This window comes from Pseudomonas sp. R1-1 (assembly GCF_051132135.1).
Classification (GTDB): domain Bacteria; phylum Pseudomonadota; class Gammaproteobacteria; order Pseudomonadales; family Pseudomonadaceae; genus Aquipseudomonas.
In genome coordinates this window covers 1,997,759-2,015,225 of the sequence record NZ_CP071663.1, presented here as the reverse complement: position 1 = coordinate 2,015,225, position 17,467 = coordinate 1,997,759, and the positions used below count along the sequence as shown (strand labels likewise).

20 protein-coding genes are annotated in these 17,467 nt (G+C 61.4%); 13 read left to right on the top strand and 7 right to left on the bottom strand.

The window, feature by feature from the left end; translation table 11 throughout:
- Positions 1-45: 45 nt before the first annotated feature.
- Complete coding sequence (locus tag J3P75_RS09245; protein ID WP_434710002.1) at positions 46-642, top strand: 2-hydroxychromene-2-carboxylate isomerase; 597 nt, start codon at positions 46-48, stop codon at positions 640-642.
- 49 nt (positions 643-691) lie between these two features.
- Here the strand turns inward: J3P75_RS09245 and J3P75_RS09240 are convergent, their stop codons facing one another.
- From J3P75_RS09240 to J3P75_RS09220, 5 genes are all read right to left on the bottom strand, one after another.
- Positions 692-2,500 carry an aminopeptidase P family protein gene (locus J3P75_RS09240; protein WP_434710001.1) on the bottom strand — a complete coding sequence of 603 codons (1,809 nt, stop codon included), beginning with the start codon at positions 2,498-2,500 and terminating at the stop codon, positions 692-694.
- A gap of 56 nt (positions 2,501-2,556) precedes the next feature.
- Positions 2,557-3,723, bottom strand: coding sequence for an aminotransferase class V-fold PLP-dependent enzyme (locus tag J3P75_RS09235; RefSeq protein ID WP_434710000.1), 1,167 nt, complete (start codon positions 3,721-3,723; stop codon positions 2,557-2,559).
- A gap of 205 nt (positions 3,724-3,928) precedes the next feature.
- On the bottom strand, positions 3,929-4,543 hold the full coding sequence (locus tag J3P75_RS09230) for a LysE family translocator (protein ID WP_434596712.1): 615 nt from the start codon (positions 4,541-4,543) through the stop codon (positions 3,929-3,931).
- A gap of 101 nt (positions 4,544-4,644) precedes the next feature.
- Positions 4,645-4,914 carry a hypothetical protein gene (locus J3P75_RS09225; RefSeq protein ID WP_090284800.1) on the bottom strand — a complete coding sequence of 90 codons (270 nt, stop codon included), beginning with the start codon at positions 4,912-4,914 and terminating at the stop codon, positions 4,645-4,647.
- Positions 4,915-5,044: 130 nt separating this feature from the next.
- A complete protein-coding gene (locus J3P75_RS09220) occupies positions 5,045-5,410 on the bottom strand; it encodes an antibiotic biosynthesis monooxygenase (RefSeq protein ID WP_090284802.1) in 366 nt (121 codons plus the stop codon).
- Positions 5,411-5,500: 90 nt separating this feature from the next.
- On the opposite strand from J3P75_RS09220, the gene soxR reads away from it, so the two are divergent.
- The 4 genes from soxR (at position 5,501) to J3P75_RS09200 (ending at position 8,589) form a co-directional block, all read left to right on the top strand.
- Positions 5,501-5,953 carry a redox-sensitive transcriptional activator SoxR gene (soxR, locus tag J3P75_RS09215; RefSeq protein ID WP_434709999.1) on the top strand — a complete coding sequence of 151 codons (453 nt, stop codon included), beginning with the start codon at positions 5,501-5,503 and terminating at the stop codon, positions 5,951-5,953.
- A gap of 102 nt (positions 5,954-6,055) precedes the next feature.
- Positions 6,056-6,514, top strand: coding sequence for a VOC family protein (locus tag J3P75_RS09210; RefSeq protein ID WP_434709998.1), 459 nt, complete (start codon positions 6,056-6,058; stop codon positions 6,512-6,514).
- 224 nt (positions 6,515-6,738) lie between these two features.
- Positions 6,739-7,614 carry an alpha/beta fold hydrolase gene (locus J3P75_RS09205; RefSeq protein ID WP_434709997.1) on the top strand — a complete coding sequence of 292 codons (876 nt, stop codon included), beginning with the start codon at positions 6,739-6,741 and terminating at the stop codon, positions 7,612-7,614.
- A 24-nt stretch (positions 7,615-7,638) separates the two neighbouring features.
- Positions 7,639-8,589 (top strand): LysR substrate-binding domain-containing protein, encoded by a 951-nt coding sequence (locus J3P75_RS09200; protein WP_434709996.1) that lies wholly within the window; start codon positions 7,639-7,641, stop codon positions 8,587-8,589.
- Between the two features lie 124 nt (positions 8,590-8,713).
- Here the strand turns inward: J3P75_RS09200 and leuD are convergent, their stop codons facing one another.
- On the bottom strand, positions 8,714-9,328 hold the full coding sequence (gene leuD / locus J3P75_RS09195) for a 3-isopropylmalate dehydratase small subunit (RefSeq protein WP_434709995.1): 615 nt from the start codon (positions 9,326-9,328) through the stop codon (positions 8,714-8,716).
- A complete protein-coding gene (leuC, locus tag J3P75_RS09190) occupies positions 9,325-10,743 on the bottom strand; it encodes a 3-isopropylmalate dehydratase large subunit (RefSeq protein WP_434709994.1) in 1,419 nt (472 codons plus the stop codon). The genes leuD and leuC overlap by 4 nt, the downstream gene beginning before the upstream one ends.
- 401 nt (positions 10,744-11,144) lie before the next feature.
- Between leuC and J3P75_RS09185 the strand changes: the two genes are divergently transcribed.
- The 8 genes from J3P75_RS09185 to J3P75_RS09150 are packed head-to-tail and all read left to right on the top strand — an operon-like array spanning position 11,145 to position 17,408.
- Positions 11,145-12,344, top strand: a complete 1,200-nt coding sequence (locus J3P75_RS09185) for a PepSY-associated TM helix domain-containing protein (RefSeq protein WP_090284814.1) — start codon at positions 11,145-11,147, stop codon at positions 12,342-12,344.
- Positions 12,341-12,883, top strand: a complete 543-nt coding sequence (locus J3P75_RS09180; protein ID WP_434709993.1) for a thiamine pyrophosphate-binding protein — start codon at positions 12,341-12,343, stop codon at positions 12,881-12,883. The genes J3P75_RS09185 and J3P75_RS09180 overlap by 4 nt, the downstream gene beginning before the upstream one ends.
- Entirely contained in the window at positions 12,880-13,221 is a 342-nt protein-coding gene (locus tag J3P75_RS09175) for a hypothetical protein (RefSeq protein ID WP_203418831.1), read from the top strand. The genes J3P75_RS09180 and J3P75_RS09175 overlap by 4 nt, the downstream gene beginning before the upstream one ends.
- Entirely contained in the window at positions 13,218-13,793 is a 576-nt protein-coding gene (locus J3P75_RS09170; RefSeq protein ID WP_434709992.1) for a DUF6162 family protein, read from the top strand. The genes J3P75_RS09175 and J3P75_RS09170 overlap by 4 nt, the downstream gene beginning before the upstream one ends.
- Complete coding sequence (locus J3P75_RS09165; RefSeq protein WP_408003537.1) at positions 13,793-14,758, top strand: metal ABC transporter substrate-binding protein; 966 nt, start codon at positions 13,793-13,795, stop codon at positions 14,756-14,758. The genes J3P75_RS09170 and J3P75_RS09165 overlap by 1 nt, the downstream gene beginning before the upstream one ends.
- Positions 14,755-15,603 carry a metal ABC transporter ATP-binding protein gene (locus J3P75_RS09160; RefSeq protein WP_434709991.1) on the top strand — a complete coding sequence of 283 codons (849 nt, stop codon included), beginning with the start codon at positions 14,755-14,757 and terminating at the stop codon, positions 15,601-15,603. The genes J3P75_RS09165 and J3P75_RS09160 overlap by 4 nt, the downstream gene beginning before the upstream one ends.
- On the top strand, positions 15,603-16,502 hold the full coding sequence (locus tag J3P75_RS09155; RefSeq protein ID WP_203418833.1) for a metal ABC transporter permease: 900 nt from the start codon (positions 15,603-15,605) through the stop codon (positions 16,500-16,502). Before J3P75_RS09160 ends, J3P75_RS09155 begins: the two co-directional genes overlap by 1 nt.
- Positions 16,503-17,408 carry a metal ABC transporter substrate-binding protein gene (locus J3P75_RS09150; protein ID WP_434709990.1) on the top strand — a complete coding sequence of 302 codons (906 nt, stop codon included), beginning with the start codon at positions 16,503-16,505 and terminating at the stop codon, positions 17,406-17,408.
- Positions 17,409-17,467: the final 59 nt, after the last annotated feature.

Here is a 17,467-nt window from a genome sequence, read left to right as displayed (position 1 = left end):
TTCGCCATAACCACTCGCCATAACAATAAGCAGAGAGACGCGATAATGAGCAAAGCAGTAGAGTTCTATTTCGACCTCGGCAGCCCTGCCACTTATCTGGCCTACACCCAGTTACCAAAGATCTGCGCCGAAACCGACAGTGAGTTGCGCTACATTCCGATGCTGCTCGGTGGCGTGTTCAAGGCGACCGGCAATGCCTCACCGGCGATGATTCCGGCGAAGGGGCGCTACATGTTTCAGGATCTGGACCGCTATGCAAAACGCTACGCAGTGCCGCTGAAATTCAATCCGCACTTTCCGATCAATACGCTGATGCTGATGCGCGCGGTGACGGGCATTCAGCTTCATCATCCCGAACGCTTTCAGGCTTTTATCGACTGCCTGTTCAAAGCGCTTTGGGTTGAAGGACGCAGCTTGAATGAGCCAGAAACCGTAGCGGCCGTATTGAGTGAGCACGGTTTCGACCCGCAGACAGTGATGGCGTTGGTCAACGACGAAACAGTCAAAGCAGCCCTCAAGGACAATACCGAAACCGCCGTTAAACGCGGTGTTTTCGGCGCACCGAGCATGTTTGTCGACAACCAGTTGTTCTTCGGACAGGATCGATTGGATTTTGTCGAAGCGGCGTTGCGCCAGCTCTAAAGCAAAGCAAACACCCGGGCGCTGGCAGCAGCGCCCGGGTATCAATCGCTTAAATGGCTGCGGTTCGCGTGTTCAGCCATTCCAATGCAGCGCCTTCCAGCAATGGGCTTAAACGTTCACGCACCTCGGCGTGATAAGCGTTGAACCATTGTTTCTCGTCTTGTGTAAGCAGAGCAGGCAACAAGCAACGCGTGTCGATCGGGCACAGCGTCAAAGTCTCGAACTCGAGAAATTCACCGAACTCGCTGCTGCCTGCCTCGCGGTTCATCGCCAGGTTTTCAATGCGCACACCCCAACGACCCGGACGATAAGTGCCCGGCTCGATCGAAGTGATCATTCCCGGTTGCATGGCAGTTTGCGGCGCAGGTGCGGCCTGGTAGGCAATCACCTGTGGACCTTCGTGGACATTAAGGAAATAGCCAACGCCGTGGCCAGTGCCATGACCGTAATCAACGTTGTCCGCCCAGATCGGCGCCCGCGCGATGGCGTCCAGCAATGGCGAAAGAATGCCTTTGGGGAAGCGTGCCCGCGACAGCGCAATCACGCCTTTCAACACCCGTGTACAGTCGCGTTTCTGCTCTTCAGTCGGCGTACCGACGGGCACCATCCGCGTGATATCGGTGGTCCCGCCCAGATATTGGCCGCCGGAGTCGATCAGCAGCAAGCCGTCACCTTCGATCAGCGCATGCTCTTCTTCGGTGGCATGGTAATGCGGCATGGCGCCGTTGGCGTTGAAAGCGGCAATGGTATTGAAGCTCAGCGAGACATAATCCGGACGCCGCTCACGTGCAGCTGTCAGCTTCTCGTCGATGGTCAATTCGGTAATGCATTCGCGTCCCCAGGCCGATTCCAGCCAGGCAAAAAACTCGCACAGCGCCGCACCGTCCTGTTCCATCGCGCGGCGGATGTGCTGCGCATCCGCTTCACTTTTCTGTGATTTGGCAAGCGTGGTCGGGTTCAAGCCTTCGACCAGTTGCACTTCGCTGTCGAGGTTGTCCAGCAGGCCAGTGGTGACTCGCGCCGGATCGACCAGCAGGCTCGCGCCCTTCGGTACGTCACGCAGAGCGTGCGCTACTTCGCTGTAGTCGCGCAGCGTCACGCCATCCTGTTCCAGCACTGCGCGCAAATCCGCGTCGACTTTGCTCAGCGCGACGAACAGCGTCGCTTGCTGTTGACTGATCAAGGCAAACGAAACAAACACCGGGTTGAACGACACGTCGCCGCCGCGCAGGTTGAACAGCCAGGCGATGTCGTCGAGGGTGGCGATGAAATGCCAGTCAGCCCCGCGCTCCTGCAGGGTTTCGCGCAGTCTGGCGAGTTTTTCGCCACGGCTGACCGTCGCCTGCGGTGGCAGATGCGGATAGATCGGCGCATTCGGCAGGCTCGGGCGATCAATCCAGACTTGCTGCAGCAGGTCGATATCAGTGCGCAGACGAGCCCCACGCGCTTCGAGCTTGCTGCTCAAGGTACGCGCCGATGCCACGGCCATTACCGCACCGTCAACCGCGACCACACCGCCTTGCGGTGTCTGCTCGGCCAGCCAGTCCAGCGGGCTCGGCTGCCCCGGTTGCAACTTGACCAGTTCGATGCCGCTGCCCTTGAGTTCCTTGGTCGCCTGCTCCCAGTAACGGCTGTCGGCCCAGACCCCGGCGAAATCAGCGGTGACGATCAGCGTGCCGACCGAACCATGGAAACCCGACAACCACTGCCGGCCTTGCCAGTAGCCCGGCAGGTATTCCGACAGATGCGGGTCGGCGGACGGCACCAGCAACGCATGGATGCCTTCACGGCGCATCAGTTCGCGGGTCTGCGCCAGGCGCTGGGGCACCGATCCTTCGGTCAAGGTCTGGGTACTCATCATGTCTCCTGCTAATCATTTCATCGTTATTGTTCGTAGCCGTTTATCCGGCTCGTTTAAAGCCCTGTCGCCCAGAATGCCGGGGCACTGGCGCAGGCGCTCTTGATCAGTTCAACGGCCTTGTCGACATCCTCGGCGGTGGTGAAACGGCCAAGGCTCAGGCGGATGGTGCGGCCGGCCAGATGCGCGTCATGCCCCAGCGCCAGCAGCACGTGAGACGGCGCGTTACTTGCCGAATTGCACGCCGACGTCGCGGAAAAAGCGATCGACTGGCTCAACGCCGCACTGTTGAACTCACCTTCACTGAAGGTCAGGCTCAAGGTATGCGGAATACGCTGGCTGGCACAGCCGTTCAGGCGCACGCCCGGCAGGCTCAGCAGTTGTTCGAGCAGGCGTTGGCGCAGCGCGACAATGGTTGCTTTCTCCGCGTCGAAGGCTTCGGCGGCCAAGGCAAACGCGGCGCCCATGCCGGCAATCTGGTGGGTCGCCAACGTCCCGGAACGCAATCCACCTTCGTGACCGCCGCCGTGAATCTGCGCCTGCAAACGCTGCTGCGCCCGCGGGCCGACGTACAACGCGCCGATGCCTTTGGGGCCATAGAGCTTGTGCGCGGAAAACGACATCAGGTCCACCGGCCATTGCCGCAGATCGATGGCGACTTTACCGGCACCCTGCGCGGCATCAACGTGAAACAACGCCCCGCGAGCCCGGACGACTTCGCCAATCGCTTGCACATCATTGACGGTGCCCAACTCGTTGTTGACCAGCATCAGCGACACCAGAAAGGTGTCGTCGCGCAGGGCTTCGCTGACCGCTTGCGCCGTGATCAATCCATTGGCATCGGGCACCAGATAGGTCACGGCGACGCCGCTGTCCTGCAACTGGCGGGCGGTATCGAGGATGGCTTTGTGTTCGATCTGGCTGGTAATGATGTGGCCACCAGGCACACCGCGCGCCTGTGCCACGCCCTTGAGAGCAAGGTTGTTGGATTCGGTGGCGCCGGAGGTCCAGACGATCTGCCCGGCATTGGCTCCGACCAGTCCGGCGACTTGCTGGCGCGCCTGCTCGACCGTGTCCCGGGCCTGCTGGCCGAAGGCATGGGAGCTGGAAGCCGGGTTACCGAAATTGCCGTGAAAACCCAGACACTCGATCATCACCTGGATGACCCGCTCGTCCACCGGGGTGGTGGCGGCGTAATCGAAATACAACGGACGTGTGTTCATAAAAGACTCGCAGAGCGTGTTCCGGGATCAGGAGGCTCGTGTCTGCAAACGGCACCGCGCAGCCTCGTGAGTTGCGCGTCGGTTCGAGAGCGTCATCAATACCTGATCGGATGCCGTTAAAGAAGGACAACTTCATTTAAAAGTGCGTAGGAACGCTCCTGAAGCCGAGCTTAACAGGCATCCGGCCTGCGGTTGAAGCAATGCGTCAGCGAAAGCTTTCGAGAAGTAACGGGTACAGGGAAATCACCAGCAGCGCGGCCATGCCCCAGTTGAACACGCGCAACCAGCGCGGCTCCTTCAGTACATTGCGCAATAAAGTCCCGCAGGCGGCCCAGACACCGACGCTGGGCAAGTTGATGATGGCAAACACCGCAGCGATCACCACGACGTTGGTGAAATAACCCTGCATCGGCGTGTAGGTGCTGATCGCGCCAATGGCCATGATCCACGCTTTCGGGTTGACCCATTGAAACGCCGCGGCACCGAGATAGCTGATCGGCCTGGCCTCGCCTTCGACATTGTCGCCGACCGGCCCCGAATGGGCGATTTTCCACGCCAGGTACAACAGATACGCCGCGCCGACGTAGCGCAGTATCGTGTAGAGAATCGGATAGTTCTGAAACACCGCGCCCAGACCAAAGCCCACCGCGACCACCAGCACGAAGAAGCCGCAGGTGATGCCAAGCATGTGCGGAATGGTGCGGTTGAAGCCGAAATTCACCCCCGATGCCAGCAACATGGTGTTGTTCGGCCCCGGCGTTATCGAGGTGACAAGGGCAAACAGGGCAAAGCCCAACAGCAGGTCAAGCGAGAGGGTCATAGCGGGCAGTCCGTCAGGGTCATTCAGAGGTAGACCCTATACCACTGCGTACGCCCGGCCCACGGACAGTTACGCAAAACTTGTAGCAGTACAGTTGCGCTTCAGCTTGGGCGACCGTGCAGCTGTACGGCACGCTCGGCGCTCATCTCGCCTTGCTGATCGAAACCATAGGATTTCTGTGGCTGACCCAGCAGTGCGGCTTTTTTCGCGTGGTATTCGTCGAAGGACAGACCACTGCGGTTCAGCGCTTCGAGCGCCAGTTCGCGGGATTCTTCCGCAGTATAAGGGCGCAATTCCGGCGCAACGTGGCCGGCACATCCGGCGAGTACGGAAACAGCAAGCAGCAGCGAAACAGTCAATAAACGATTCATGGGAGCGTCCTGGCGAGCAGTGTTGGTCGATGTAGAAAGGCTACGCCGCGGCACGCTCGCGCAGAAATCAACGCTCTCAATAGTGGCTATCAGTGATTCGCCACGGCCAGTGATGAATCGCCGAATCGGCCTAACCGAGCAACCGGCAATGCAGCGCGTCATCGTGGCTGCGGGCGATGCTGCTGAGCACCTGGAACGAATTGAAGGTGATGGTTTTCGCCCGATGCCGACGAATCAGTTGCCAGAAATCCTGCTCACCGGTCTCGAAACTGCGAAACGCCGCCTCCCCCGCCTCACGGGTCTGCCATTGCAGAAACCCCAGCACGCGGCGGCCATCGTCGCTGGCTTGCACGCTCGCGCTGACGAAGCCGGCATAACGCTGGGCCAGGCGCTCGGTTTGTAGCGCCAGTTCCGCCACCAGGGCAGGCTGCTGGAGCGGTTCGATTTCGAATTCGATCAATTGCGTGAAGCTGCGGTTTTGCGCGGATGCTTGCATGGTGTCCCCACTTATCGTAAGGCGAATCTTGCGACTCGAAGGCCAGCAGGGTAAAACCTCCAGTTAAGTCAAGGTCAAGAGCTGTTTTCCATGATCAGCAAAGAACAGGTGCGTAAACCGTTGACCGTCGGTGAAGTAGCGGCGCGCAGCGGTGTTGCGGTCACGGCGCTGCATTTTTATGAAACCAAAGGCTTGATCAAGAGCCAACGCAACGCGGGCAATCAACGCCGCTATGAGCGTGAGGTGCTGCGCCGGGTGGCGCTGATCAAAGTGGCGCAGCGCCTGGGCATCCCACTGGCGCAGATAGGCGACGCATTGCAAATGCTCCCGGACGATCGCGCACCGACCGCCGCCGACTGGAAAATCCTCTCGGAGCGCTGGCGGCGGGAGCTGGATGAGCGCATCGAACAATTGCTGTTACTGCGCGACCGCCTCGACGGTTGCATCGGTTGCGGGTGTTTGTCGATGGAGGCCTGCCCGCTGCGCAATCACGGCGACGTACTCGGTGAACAGGGTCCGGGGCCGCATTTTCCCAACGATTGACGGCTCGTCGGGCAAACGTCTGCACTGCGCCGAGCGTTCTATAGTGGTTTTTCCACCCATCCGGTGGACCCCATTTCGTAGAACAAAATCAGGGAGAACGTCATGAGCGTCAAACCCATTCCCGAGGGGTATCACAGCATTACCCCCTATCTCGGCATCCACAAAGCGGCCGAGGCCATCGACTTTTATAAAAAAGCCTTCGGCGCCACCGAGGTCATGCGCCTGGCCATGCCCGACGGTTCCATCGGTCACGCCGAGCTGCGCATTGGCGACAGCGCAATCATGCTCGGTTCGCCTTGTGATCAGGGGCCGTTGAGCAATCCGGAGCAAGCGGTATCGGTCGGTTTGCATTTGTACGTGGTCGACGTCGATCAATCGTTTCAACGCGCGCTGGATGCCGGGGCGACGACGGTATCCGAGGTCCAGGATCAATTTTATGGCGATCGCAGCGGGACGTTGAAGGATCCCTATGGGCATTTGTGGTTTCTGGCTACGCGCAAGGAGGATTTGACTGAAGAGCAAATCAAGCAGCAGGCGATGGAGATGTTTCAGCAAAGTTGAGCGCTTTCGTGTCTGCACCGGCGCCATCGCGAGCAGGCTCACTCCTACAGTTGAAATACATTGCAAATGTAGGAGTGAGCCTGCTCGCGATGGCGCCGGCAAAGGCAACTCAAAACTCCCTGAACACAGTTCATGAACCTGCTCACCACGCTTTAGCCCTTGCCACACTCTCCGGACGATTTCAGGATGCATCCAACAAGAACCCTGAAAGAAGGACCAGCCCGATGTTTGCCGGATTCCGCAAAGACCAGCGTCACGTCAACGGCGTCGACATTGCCTACCGCATCGGTGGCAGCGGCCCGGGATTGTTGCTGTTGCACGGCCACCCGCAGACCCATGTGATCTGGCACAAGATCGCCGAATCCCTGGCCGAGCATTTCACCGTGGTCGCCGCCGACTTGCGCGGTTACGGCGACAGCGGCCGCCCGCCGGCGGATGACCTGCATCGCAATTATTCAAAACGGGAAATGGCCCGCGACAATGTCGAGCTGATGCAGTCGCTGGGTTTTGCACAGTTCTCGGTCCTGGCTCACGACCGCGGTGCGCGGGTCGCTCATCGTCTGGCGCTCGACCACGCCGAAGCCGTGCAACGCATGATGCTACTGGACATCGCGCCGACCCTGTCGATGTATGCGCAAACCAACGAAGCCTTCGCCCGCGCGTATTGGCACTGGTTCTTCCTGATCCGCCCGGCGCCGCTGCCGGAAACCCTGATCGAAGCCGATCCCGAAGGCTACCTGCGCAGTGTCATGGGCAGTCGCAGCGCCGGCTTCAAGCCGTTCACCGATGAGGCGTTTGGCGAATATCTGCGCTGTCTGCAACAACCGGGCAGTGCGCGCGGCCTCTGCGAGGATTACCGCGCCAGCGCCAGCATCGATCTGGAGGATGATCGCGCCGACATCGCTGCCGGACATCGACTGAATCTGCCGTTGCGCGTGCTGTGGGGCGCCGAAGGCACCGTCGGGCGCTGTTTCGATCCGCTCAAGGAATGGCAACACGTAGCCGCCAATGTCAGCGGCAAAGCCTTGCCCGCTGGCCATTACATCGCCGAAGAAGTCCCCGAGTTGCTGCTGGCCGAAGCGCTGGCGTTTCTGCGCTGAGCTGCGTCTGCACAGCGCGGTGCTATGCTGGCGGCTCGTCCCGCCAGTGCTCGTTTTGCCATGTCCCGGAATAAAGACGCCTTGCCCCTGCCCGAAGACCTGCGTGTGCTGCTCACGGTGATTCGCAAGAACGGTTTCGCTGCCGCGGCGGATGAATTGGGGCTGTCGCCGGCCTATGTCAGCAAACGCATCCAGATTCTCGAAAGCACCCTCGGCACGCGTCTGCTGCATCGCACCAGTCGGCGGATTTCGCTGACCGAAGATGGCGAGCGCGTGCAACGTTGGGCGCTGCGCATTCTCGATGATTTTCAGCAATTGCACGACGAATTGTCCGATGCCCACGCCAGTCCGCGTGGGCGTTTGCACATTTGCAGCAGCTTCGGCTTCGGCCGCAATCACGTGGCGCCAGCGGTGTCGTTGCTGGCAGAACGTTATCCGCAACTGGAGATTCGTCTCGACCTGTTTGACCGGGTGGTCGACATCATCGAGGAAGGCTTCGATCTGGAGATTCGCGTGGGTGATGACCTTCCCGGCCAGCACATCGGCCGCCGTCTGGTCAGTAATCGCCGCGTGCTGTGCGCCGCCCCCGCTTACCTGCAACGCCGCGGAACACCGCAGACCCTCGAAGACCTGCAAGCGCATGATTGTCTGGTGATCAAGGAGCGCGACAACGCTTTCGGCATCTGGAATCTGCAGGGTGACAACGGCGTGGAAGACGTGCGGGTCAGCGGGCCGTTGTCCTCGAACAACGGTGAGATCGTCCTGCAATGGGCGCTGGACGGCCGCGGGATTCTGCTGCGTTCACTGTGGGACGTGAAACCGCTGCTGGAGCAAGGGCGCCTGGTGCAGGTGCTGGACGGTTACAGCCAGAGCGCCAACGTCTGGGCGGTATACCCGACGCGCCTGGCGCATTCCGGGAAATTGCGCGCCTGTGTGGAGTTCTTGCAGGAGCATTTCAAAAGCTTGTCGCTGTAACCTCAAACACCCCAAAACACTTGTGGGAGCTAGCCTGCTAGCGATTGCGATGTGTCAGATATGCATCATTGCCTGACACTCCGCAATCGCTAGCAGGCTAGCTCCCACAGGGATTAGTGGTGAGTCAGGCGAGCCATGGGTTGCTGGCCAGATGCTCGCGCTCAAAGGCCTCGATCTGCTCGCGCCGCTGCAAGGTGCTGCCGATCGCATCGAGTCCCAGCAGCAACGCGCTTTTGCGCAAGGTGTCGATCTCAAAACCCACAACCGAGCCATCGGCCAGGCGGATCTGCTGCGCCTCAAGGTCAATGCTGATCCGCGCGGTTTCTGGCTGCCCGACCAGCCGGCCAATCCGCTGCACCTGCGCCTCGTCCAGGGTGATCAACAACACGCCGTTACGCTGGCAATTGTCGTAGAAAATCCCGGCAAAGCTGCTGCCGATCAGCGCGCGGATGCCCATTTGCTGCAAACCCCACACGGCATGTTCACGGCTGGAGCCGCAGCCGAAATTCGGCCCGACCACGAGAAACTTCGCCTCCTGCCACGCCGGTTGATTCAGCACGAAATCGGGGTCGGGACGGCCATCGCGCAGAAAGCGCAGATCGAAGAACAATCCGCGATCCAGTCCGTGGCGATCGATGCCCTTGAGGAACTGCTTGGGCATGATCACGTCGGTGTCGATGTTGGCCGCCAGTAACGGCGCGGCCTGGCCGCTGACTTGCGTGAAGGGTTGCAGGCTCATGGGCGTTCTCCAAAATCGCGGACATCGGTGAGTCGGCCGCTGATCGCTGCGGCGGCGACCATCGCCGGGCTCATCAGGTGGGTGCGCGCGCCGGCGCCCTGACGGCCTTCGAAATTGCGGTTGGTGCTGGAGGCGCAACGGTCGCCGGGCGCGAGCACATCGTCGTTCATCGCCAGGCACATCGAACAACCGGACTGGCGCCATTCGAAGCCAGCGTCGATAAAGATCCGCGCCAGCCCTTCCGCCTCAGCCTGGGCGCGGACTTCGCTGGAACCGGGTACGATCATCGCCCGCACGTGCCCGGCCACTTGCCGGCCATCGACGATTCGGGCGGCGTCACGCAAATCTTCGATGCGCGCATTGGTGCACGAGCCGATAAAGGCGTGGCTGATGGCGATCTCGCTGAGCGCCATGCCCGCTTCGAGGCCCATGTAATCGAGGGCGCGGCGCATGTCCTGACGCAGGATCGGATCGCTGATCGCTTGCGGGTCCGGTACACGCGCGCCAATAGCGGCAGCCTGATCCGGGCTGGTGCCCCAGGTGACCATCGGCTCGAGGACGCTGGCATCGAGGTGGATCTCGCGGTCAAACACCGCGCCCGGATCACTGCGCAGCTCACGCCACTTTTCCACGCCCTGCTCCCACAACGCGCCCGTTGGTGCACGCGGCTTGCCCTTGAGGTAGGCGAACACCTTGTCATCCGGCGCCATGAACGCTCCGCGCGCGCCGGCCTCGACCGCCATGTTGCAAATGGTCATGCGCGCTTCGACGCTCAAGGCATCGATGGTCGCACCGCAAAATTCGATCGCGTAGCCGCTGGCTCCGGACGCGCCGATCCGACCGATCAGGGCCATGATCACGTCTTTCGAGGTCAGGCCCGGTGCCAGCGCACCCTCAATGGTTACGCGCAAGGTTTTCAGGCGTTTGTAGATCAGTGTCTGTGACGCTAGCAGGTGCTCGATCTCGGAGGTGCCAATGCCAAAACCAAACGCACCGAGGGCGCCGTAGGTCGTGGTGTGGCTGTCGCCAGCGGCAATCACCATGCCCGGCAGAATGAAGCCCTGCTCCGGGGCGATCACATGTTCGATGCCCTGACGCTTGTCGAGGATGTCGAGTAATTCGATGCCGAAGTCCCGGCAGTTTTCCGCCAGATACGACACTTGCCGGGCGCCGCCCGCGTCGGGCATGGCGGCAATACGCAGCGGCGCGGTCGGGTTGACGTGGTCGACCACCGCCAGCGCCGTGCCCGGCCGCCACACCTTGCGCCCGGCCGCACGCAAACCGCTGAAGGCCTGCGGGCTGGTGTATTCGTTGATCACCTGGCGATCGATATACAACAGCACATGGCCCTGATCGTCGAGACGACAAACTGTGTGCGAGTCGATGTGTTTGGCGTAGAGGGTTCTGGCGGTCATCACGGGGCGCTCATCAGGGAATCCGGTGAAGCCCATCATAGGGAGCGTGCACGGGCCATCAATTGGCAGACGGTGATGGCGTCATTCATGAAGCGTGTTCGATCCCGACACACCGAATCCCCTTGTAGGAGTGAGCCTGCTCGCGATAGCGGTGTATCTGTCGGAGTTGCTCTGTCTGACAGACCGCTATCGCGAGCAGGCTCACTCCTACAGGGGCGGTTGCGCTTGGTGGAAACGCGAAACATTTACTTTCATATCGTTTATCGGGATTTGCCGCGCTCATCCGTCTTATATAGATGCGGGCCGGCCGCGTAGGCAAAAGCCACGGCCGGACCTTCCAGGGAAACAGCGCTGCGAAGCCCGTAGTCCTGCCCCTTTCACCGAAAACAAGACGCGCAACCATGTCGAAGAAATCCCGTTCCAAACTGTGGTTCCTGGTGCATAGCTGGCTCGCTTTGCCCATCTGGTTCTTTGTGCTGATCGTCTGTGTCACCGGCACGCTGGCGGTGGTCAGCCAGGAGATCGTCTGGCTGGCCAACCCGCAGATGCGCGCCAGCCAGCCGGCGGACGATGCGCCCCGACTCAGCTACGACCAGATTCTGGCCGCGATCAAACAAGCCGAACCGCAGACCGTGGTGCAGCGCATCAGCCGGCCCGACGAGTCGCATTTTGCTCTCGACGTCAACGTCAGCTACCCCGACGGGCGTTCGCAGACCGTTTACGTCAATCCCTATACCGGGGTGATTCAGGGCGGCGCGCCGGACTTCAACTTCAAAGCCTTCACCCGTGCGCTGCATGGCTGGTGGCTGGTGCCGTTCACCAACGGCTTCAGCTGGGGCTGGTATCTGGTGTCGTTCCTCGGTTTGCCGTTGCTGGCATCGTTGATCACCGGACTGGTGGTCTATAAACGCTTCTGGAAAGGCTTCTTCCGCCCGACCCTGCGTTTTCGCCACGGTGCGCGGATCTTCTGGGGCGATTTCCACCGCCTCAGCGGCATCTGGTCGATCTGGTTCATCGCGGTGATCTCGATCACCGGCATCTGGTTCCTGATCGAAGCGCTGCTGTTCGACAATCACATTTCCATTTCCAGCGAGCCGGTGATTCCGGCGATGGCCCGTGAAGCGGTGCCGATCTCCGCCGACGGCACACCGCCGCCGCGCATCAGCCTCGACCGCGCGATTGAAGTCGCACAACAGAAAATCCCCGGCCTGGAAGTCAGCTTCGTCAGCCTGCCGGGCAATGCCTATAGCCATATGAACCTCGGTGGCCGTGGCTGGTATCCGCTGATGTTCCAATCCGCCACGCTCAACCCGTTCAACGGTGATCTGGCCGCTTCGCGGCTGTTGTCCGATCGCACTGCGCTGGAGTTCGTCACCGAATCCATGCGTCCCCTGCACACCGGCGACTTTGGCGGGTTGTGGATCAAGCTGATCTGGTTCTTCTTCGGTCTGGTGCTGAGCATGATGGTGCTCAGCGGCCTGTTGATCTGGACCAAACGCACCGCACTGGCCACCGCCAATGCGCTCAAGCGTGAATCGAAGAAAACCCGCGTGACGGCGCAACCGGCCATCAATCGTGAACCTGCGGAGGTCAACCCGTGAGCAAGTCCATTGCGGCACCGCAACCCTCGCGCCTGAGCCGGTTCTGGCATAAGTGGCGCTTCCACATCAACGTTCTGCTGTTGCTGATTCCGTTGGGCTTCATGCCCAAGTACTTCGCCGATGCCGCGCTGTTTCGCGGCGATATCGGCCTGGGTGAGCGCGAAGTCGGTGAAATCGCCGTCGGCCCGTGGAGCCTGCGTCTGGCCGAACTGCGCAACGAAGCGCCACGCCTGGAAGGCCCGGCGGGCTACATGAAAGGTTTCAACGCCGCGCTCTGCGATGCCTGCATCGGCCAGGTCAAGGCCACCTACCTGCGGATCGGCAAACCGCGCAGCCTGCGCGCAGCCGGTGCGCTGTTCTTCGGCACGCCCTATCGCATGGGCGCGCAATTGCCGGTGCCGGAAAAAACCAAAGCCGATGCCGAACTGTGGATCACCATGGAAGGCTGGGACGGCAGCATGCATCAGGCCTCCATTCCCCTGAGCCAGGCCTCGCCCGCCACCCTCGACTGGCTGAACAAACAAGGAGCCCGACCATGACTCGCTTTCAACATGCTTCGCGCCTGAGCGTGAGCGCCGCGTTGCTGGTGCTGAGCGCCGCTTTCAGCAGCAGTGCGCTGGCGCATAACCCAATGTGCGAATGCACAGCCATCGACGCCGAACAGATCAAATGCACCGGCGGCTTTTCCGACGGCAGCGGCGCCCCGGGGGTGACCCTCGATGTGATCGGCTATGACGAAACGATCCTGGTGCCGGGCAAGCTCGGCGCCGATTCGACCCTGACCTTCAAAAAGCCCGGTGCCGAATTCTACGTATTGTTCGACGCCGGCCCCGGCCATGTGGTCGAAATCGACCAAGCGGATATCCAGGCCCCATGAGTACGCCAACCACGCAAATCGTGCGCCCGGCCGGCGCCGGCCACGAAACCCTGAATGTCTTGCTGCTGTGCCTGCTGATTCTGGCTATTGCCGGTTCCGTGGTGGCCTGGCGCGGGGTGTCCCATGAGCCGGCGCCCGTGGCCAGCAATCAGCTCGACGCGCGCCGCGACCTCACGGCGTCCGAACAAGGCATCTATGCCGATCTGCGCGTGACCCTCGATGAAATCCGTTTGCTGCGAGACGAACAGCAAGCGCTGCCGACGCCGCAACATCTGGCAGACGAAGGGTTTGCGCCGTTTGCCCGCGATGCCAGTTCGGTCAGCCGCGGCGGACATGCCTGGCAACTGCTCGGCGACACCGCCTACTTCGGTCACAGCCAGTCGAGCAGCGTCGCCGGTTCGTTTTTGATGCGCCTCGGCAGCGATGACCAGGCGGCGCCGGACATCTGGCTCAACCGTGGCGCGGATCTTCAAACACCGGCCGAATTGACCGACGCGGCACTCGCCGCTGCTGGCTGGAAACAGATTGTCGCGCAATACGATGCCGGGGTGACCCGCGAACATCGCCATTGATGCCTCGCCCATTTTCGAGAGAAGACTGCTTGCCCATGTCCATTTCATTACCTCGCCGTCCGTTGCTGCGTTCGTTTCTGCTCGGCCTCTGCGCCTGCCTGCTCAGCCCGCTGGTCAGCGCCGATCAGGCCAAGCGCCTGCGCATCGGCATCACCCTGCACCCGTATTACAGCTATGTGGCGAACATCGTCGGCGACAAGGCCGAAGTGGTGCCGCTGATTCCCGCCGGCTTCAACCCGCACGCCTATGAGCCGCGTGCCGAAGACATCAAACGCATCAGCGGCCTGGATGTGATCGTGCTCAACGGCGTCGGCCATGATGACTTCGCCGACCGCATGATCGCCGCCAGCGAAACACCGAACATCAAGACCATCGAAGCCAATGAAAACGTTCCGCTGCTGGCGGCCACCGGGGTGGCCGCGCGCGGCGCCGGCAAGGTGGTCAATCCGCACACGTTCCTGTCGATCAGCGCTTCCATCGCCCAGGTCAACAACATCGCCCGCGAACTGGGCAAACTCGATCCGGACAACGCCAAGACCTATACGCAGAACGCCCGCGCCTATGGCAAACGCCTGCGGCAGATGCGCGCCGACGCTCTGGCGAAACTGACCCAGGCGCCCAACGCCGAGTTGCGTGTCGCCACGGTGCACGCGGCCTATGATTACCTGTTGCGCGAATTTGGCCTCGAAGTCACCGCGGTGGTCGAACCGGCCCACGGCATCGAGCCAAGCCCGAGTCAGTTGAAAAAGACCATCGATCAACTGCGCGAGCTGGACGTGAAGGTGATCTTTTCGGAGATGGATTTCCCGTCCACTTATGTCGACACCATTCAGCGTGAGTCCGGGGTGAAGCTGTATCCGCTGTCGCACATTTCCTATGGCGAATACACCGCCGACAAGTACGAAAAGGAAATGACCGGCAACCTCAACACCGTGGTGCGGGCGATTCAGGAGTCTGGCGCATGACCTCAAAGGAAACCCTCTCTTCAGAAAACACCAAATCCCCTGTAGGAGTGAGCCTGCTCGCGATGGCGCCGGGTCAGCCGACATCATTGTTGAATGACACACCGCTATCGCGAGCAGGCTCACTCCTACAGGTTACGGGGCCGACGCTGGATTTTGCGGAAATCTCACTGACCCTGGGCCGCACGACCATTCTCGACAGGGTCACCTTCCAGGTGCAGCCCGGCAGCGTGCATGCGCTGGTCGGCCCGAACGGCGGCGGCAAGAGTTCGCTGATCAAGACCTTGCTCGGGCAGATGCCGCATCAGGGTCAGCTCAGTCTGCAGTGGCCCGGAGCGCCGGGCACCATCGGTTACGTGCCACAGGCGCTGGAGTTCGATCGCGGTTTACCGATGACGGTCGACGATTTCATGGCAGCGATGTGTCAGCGCCGTCCGGCATTCCTTGGTCTGAGCAAGCGCTATGCCGCCGCCATTGGTGAGGCGCTGGAGCGCGTCGGCATGCAGGACAAGCGCAAGCGGCGCATGGGCGCACTGTCCGGTGGCGAACGTCAGCGCGTTTTGCTCGCGCAGGGGCTGATTCCGGCACCGCAATTGCTGGTGCTGGATGAACCAATGTCGGCCCTCGATGAGGCCGGAATTCAGGTGTTCGAACGGCTGCTCGGCGACTGGCGCGCCGCGGGTATCACGGTGCTGTGGATCGAGCACGATCTGGAAGCGGTCGGCCGTTTGGCCGATCGGGTCACCGGGCTCAATCGGCGCGTGCTGTTCGACGCCTCGCCGCAACAGGCGCTGACCCCGGAACGGCTGCTCAGCCTGTTTTCGACCCATCCACGGAGTGCTGCCTGATGAGTTACGAAGCCTTTCGTTTGATGGTGCAAGGCTGGGCCTCGTCCGGTTATTTGCCGGAAGCGCTGGCCTACGGATTTGTGGTCAACGCGTTGCTCGCCGGCCTGCTGATCGGCCCGGTGCTCGGCGGCCTCGGCACGCTGGTGGTGGTCAAGCGCTTTGCGTTTTTCTCGGAAGCCGTCGGCCATGCGGCGCTGACCGGTGTGGCCATCGGCATTCTGCTCGGCGAACCCTACACCGGCCCGTATGGCGCCCTGTTCGGCTACTGCCTGCTGTTCGGCATCCTGCTCAACTATCTGCGCAACCGCACCGGTCTGGCGCCGGACACGTTGATCGGCGTGTTCCTCTCGGTGTCGCTGGCGCTGGGGGCGAGTCTGCTGCTGATTCTTGCCGGCAAGATCAACGTGCACATTCTCGAGAACGTGCTGTTCGGTTCGGTGCTGACGGTCAACGGCAACGACATTGCGGTGCTGGCGATTGTCGGCTCGCTGGTCATGGCCCTCGCCTTGCCGTTGTACAACCGCATCATGCTGGCCAGCTTCAACCCGCAACTGGCGGCGGTACGCGGCGTCGCGGTGAAGACCCTGGATTATCTGTTCGTGATTCTGGTGACCCTGATCACCGTGGCGGCGGTAAAAGTCATCGGCGCGATTCTGGTCGGTGCCTTGCTGGTGATTCCGGCCGCCGCCGCGCGCTTGCTCAGCCAGTCGCTCAAGGGCTTTTTCTGGTGTTCGGTGCTGATCGCCACGGTCAGTACGCTGTGCGGGATTCTCGCGCCGATCGTGTTCGATCTGCCGATCCCGTCCGGCGCCGCGATCATTCTGGTCGCCGGCATCGCCTTCGCCCTCGCCGCCGTTGCCCGCGGCGTTGTCCCCAGCCTGAAAGGGAATCTTGGATAAATGATCTTTTCATTGCGCAAACTGACCCTGGCCCTGGCCCTGTGCGGCATGGTCAGCACGCCGTTGTTGGCCGCCGAAAGCGCCAAACCGCTGCGGGTTTTGGCCTCGTTGCCGATTACCTATGGTCTGGGCGAGGTTCTGCTCAAGGGTACGGATGTCAGCCTTGAACGCGCGGCGCCGGCGAACCTGCCGGGCAGCCGGCAGAGCGCCTACTTCACCGGGCGTGGCGCGCCGGCCCTGAGCAAACTGGCCAGCGATGCCGACGCGGTGATAGGCGTACGCTCGCTGTGGCCGGATGATCAGCTGTACCCGATCGCCCGGCGCAGCAATATCCGCATCGTCGAAGTCGACGCGGCGCGCCCGGTCGACGGCGCCCTGCCCGGCATTGCCGTACAGCCAGATCTCAAAGTCGATGGTTTGAACAGTCAGCCATGGCTGGCCAGCAACAACATGGGACGCATGGCCGATGTAATGGCGGCTGATCTGGTGCGCCTGGCACCGGGCGCCAAAGCGAAAATCGAGGCGAATCTGGCGACGCTGAAACAACGCTTGCTCAAGCTCAGCGCCGACAGCGAGGCGCGCCTGGCCCGTGCAGATAACCTCAGCGTGATGAGTTTGAGCGATCACTTCGGCTATCTGATCGGTAGCCTCAATCTGGAGCTGATCGGTCAGGATGCGCGACCCGACGCAGAATGGACGGCTGAGGATCTGAAGAAACTCACGGCGACCCTCAAGGACAACGACGTCGCGGTGGTGCTGCATCATCGTCAGCCATCGGAAGCGGTGACGGCGGCGATTGCCGAATCGGGCAGCCGCTTGCTGGTATTGAGCACCGATGCGGTAGATCCGGTGGCGGAACTGGAAGGCAATGTGGATGCGCTGATCAAAGGGTTGAGCGGAGCGTAATTTCAGTCGAGCCGAATTATCGTGCATCGCCAGCAGGCTGGCTCCCACAGGGGTTTTGT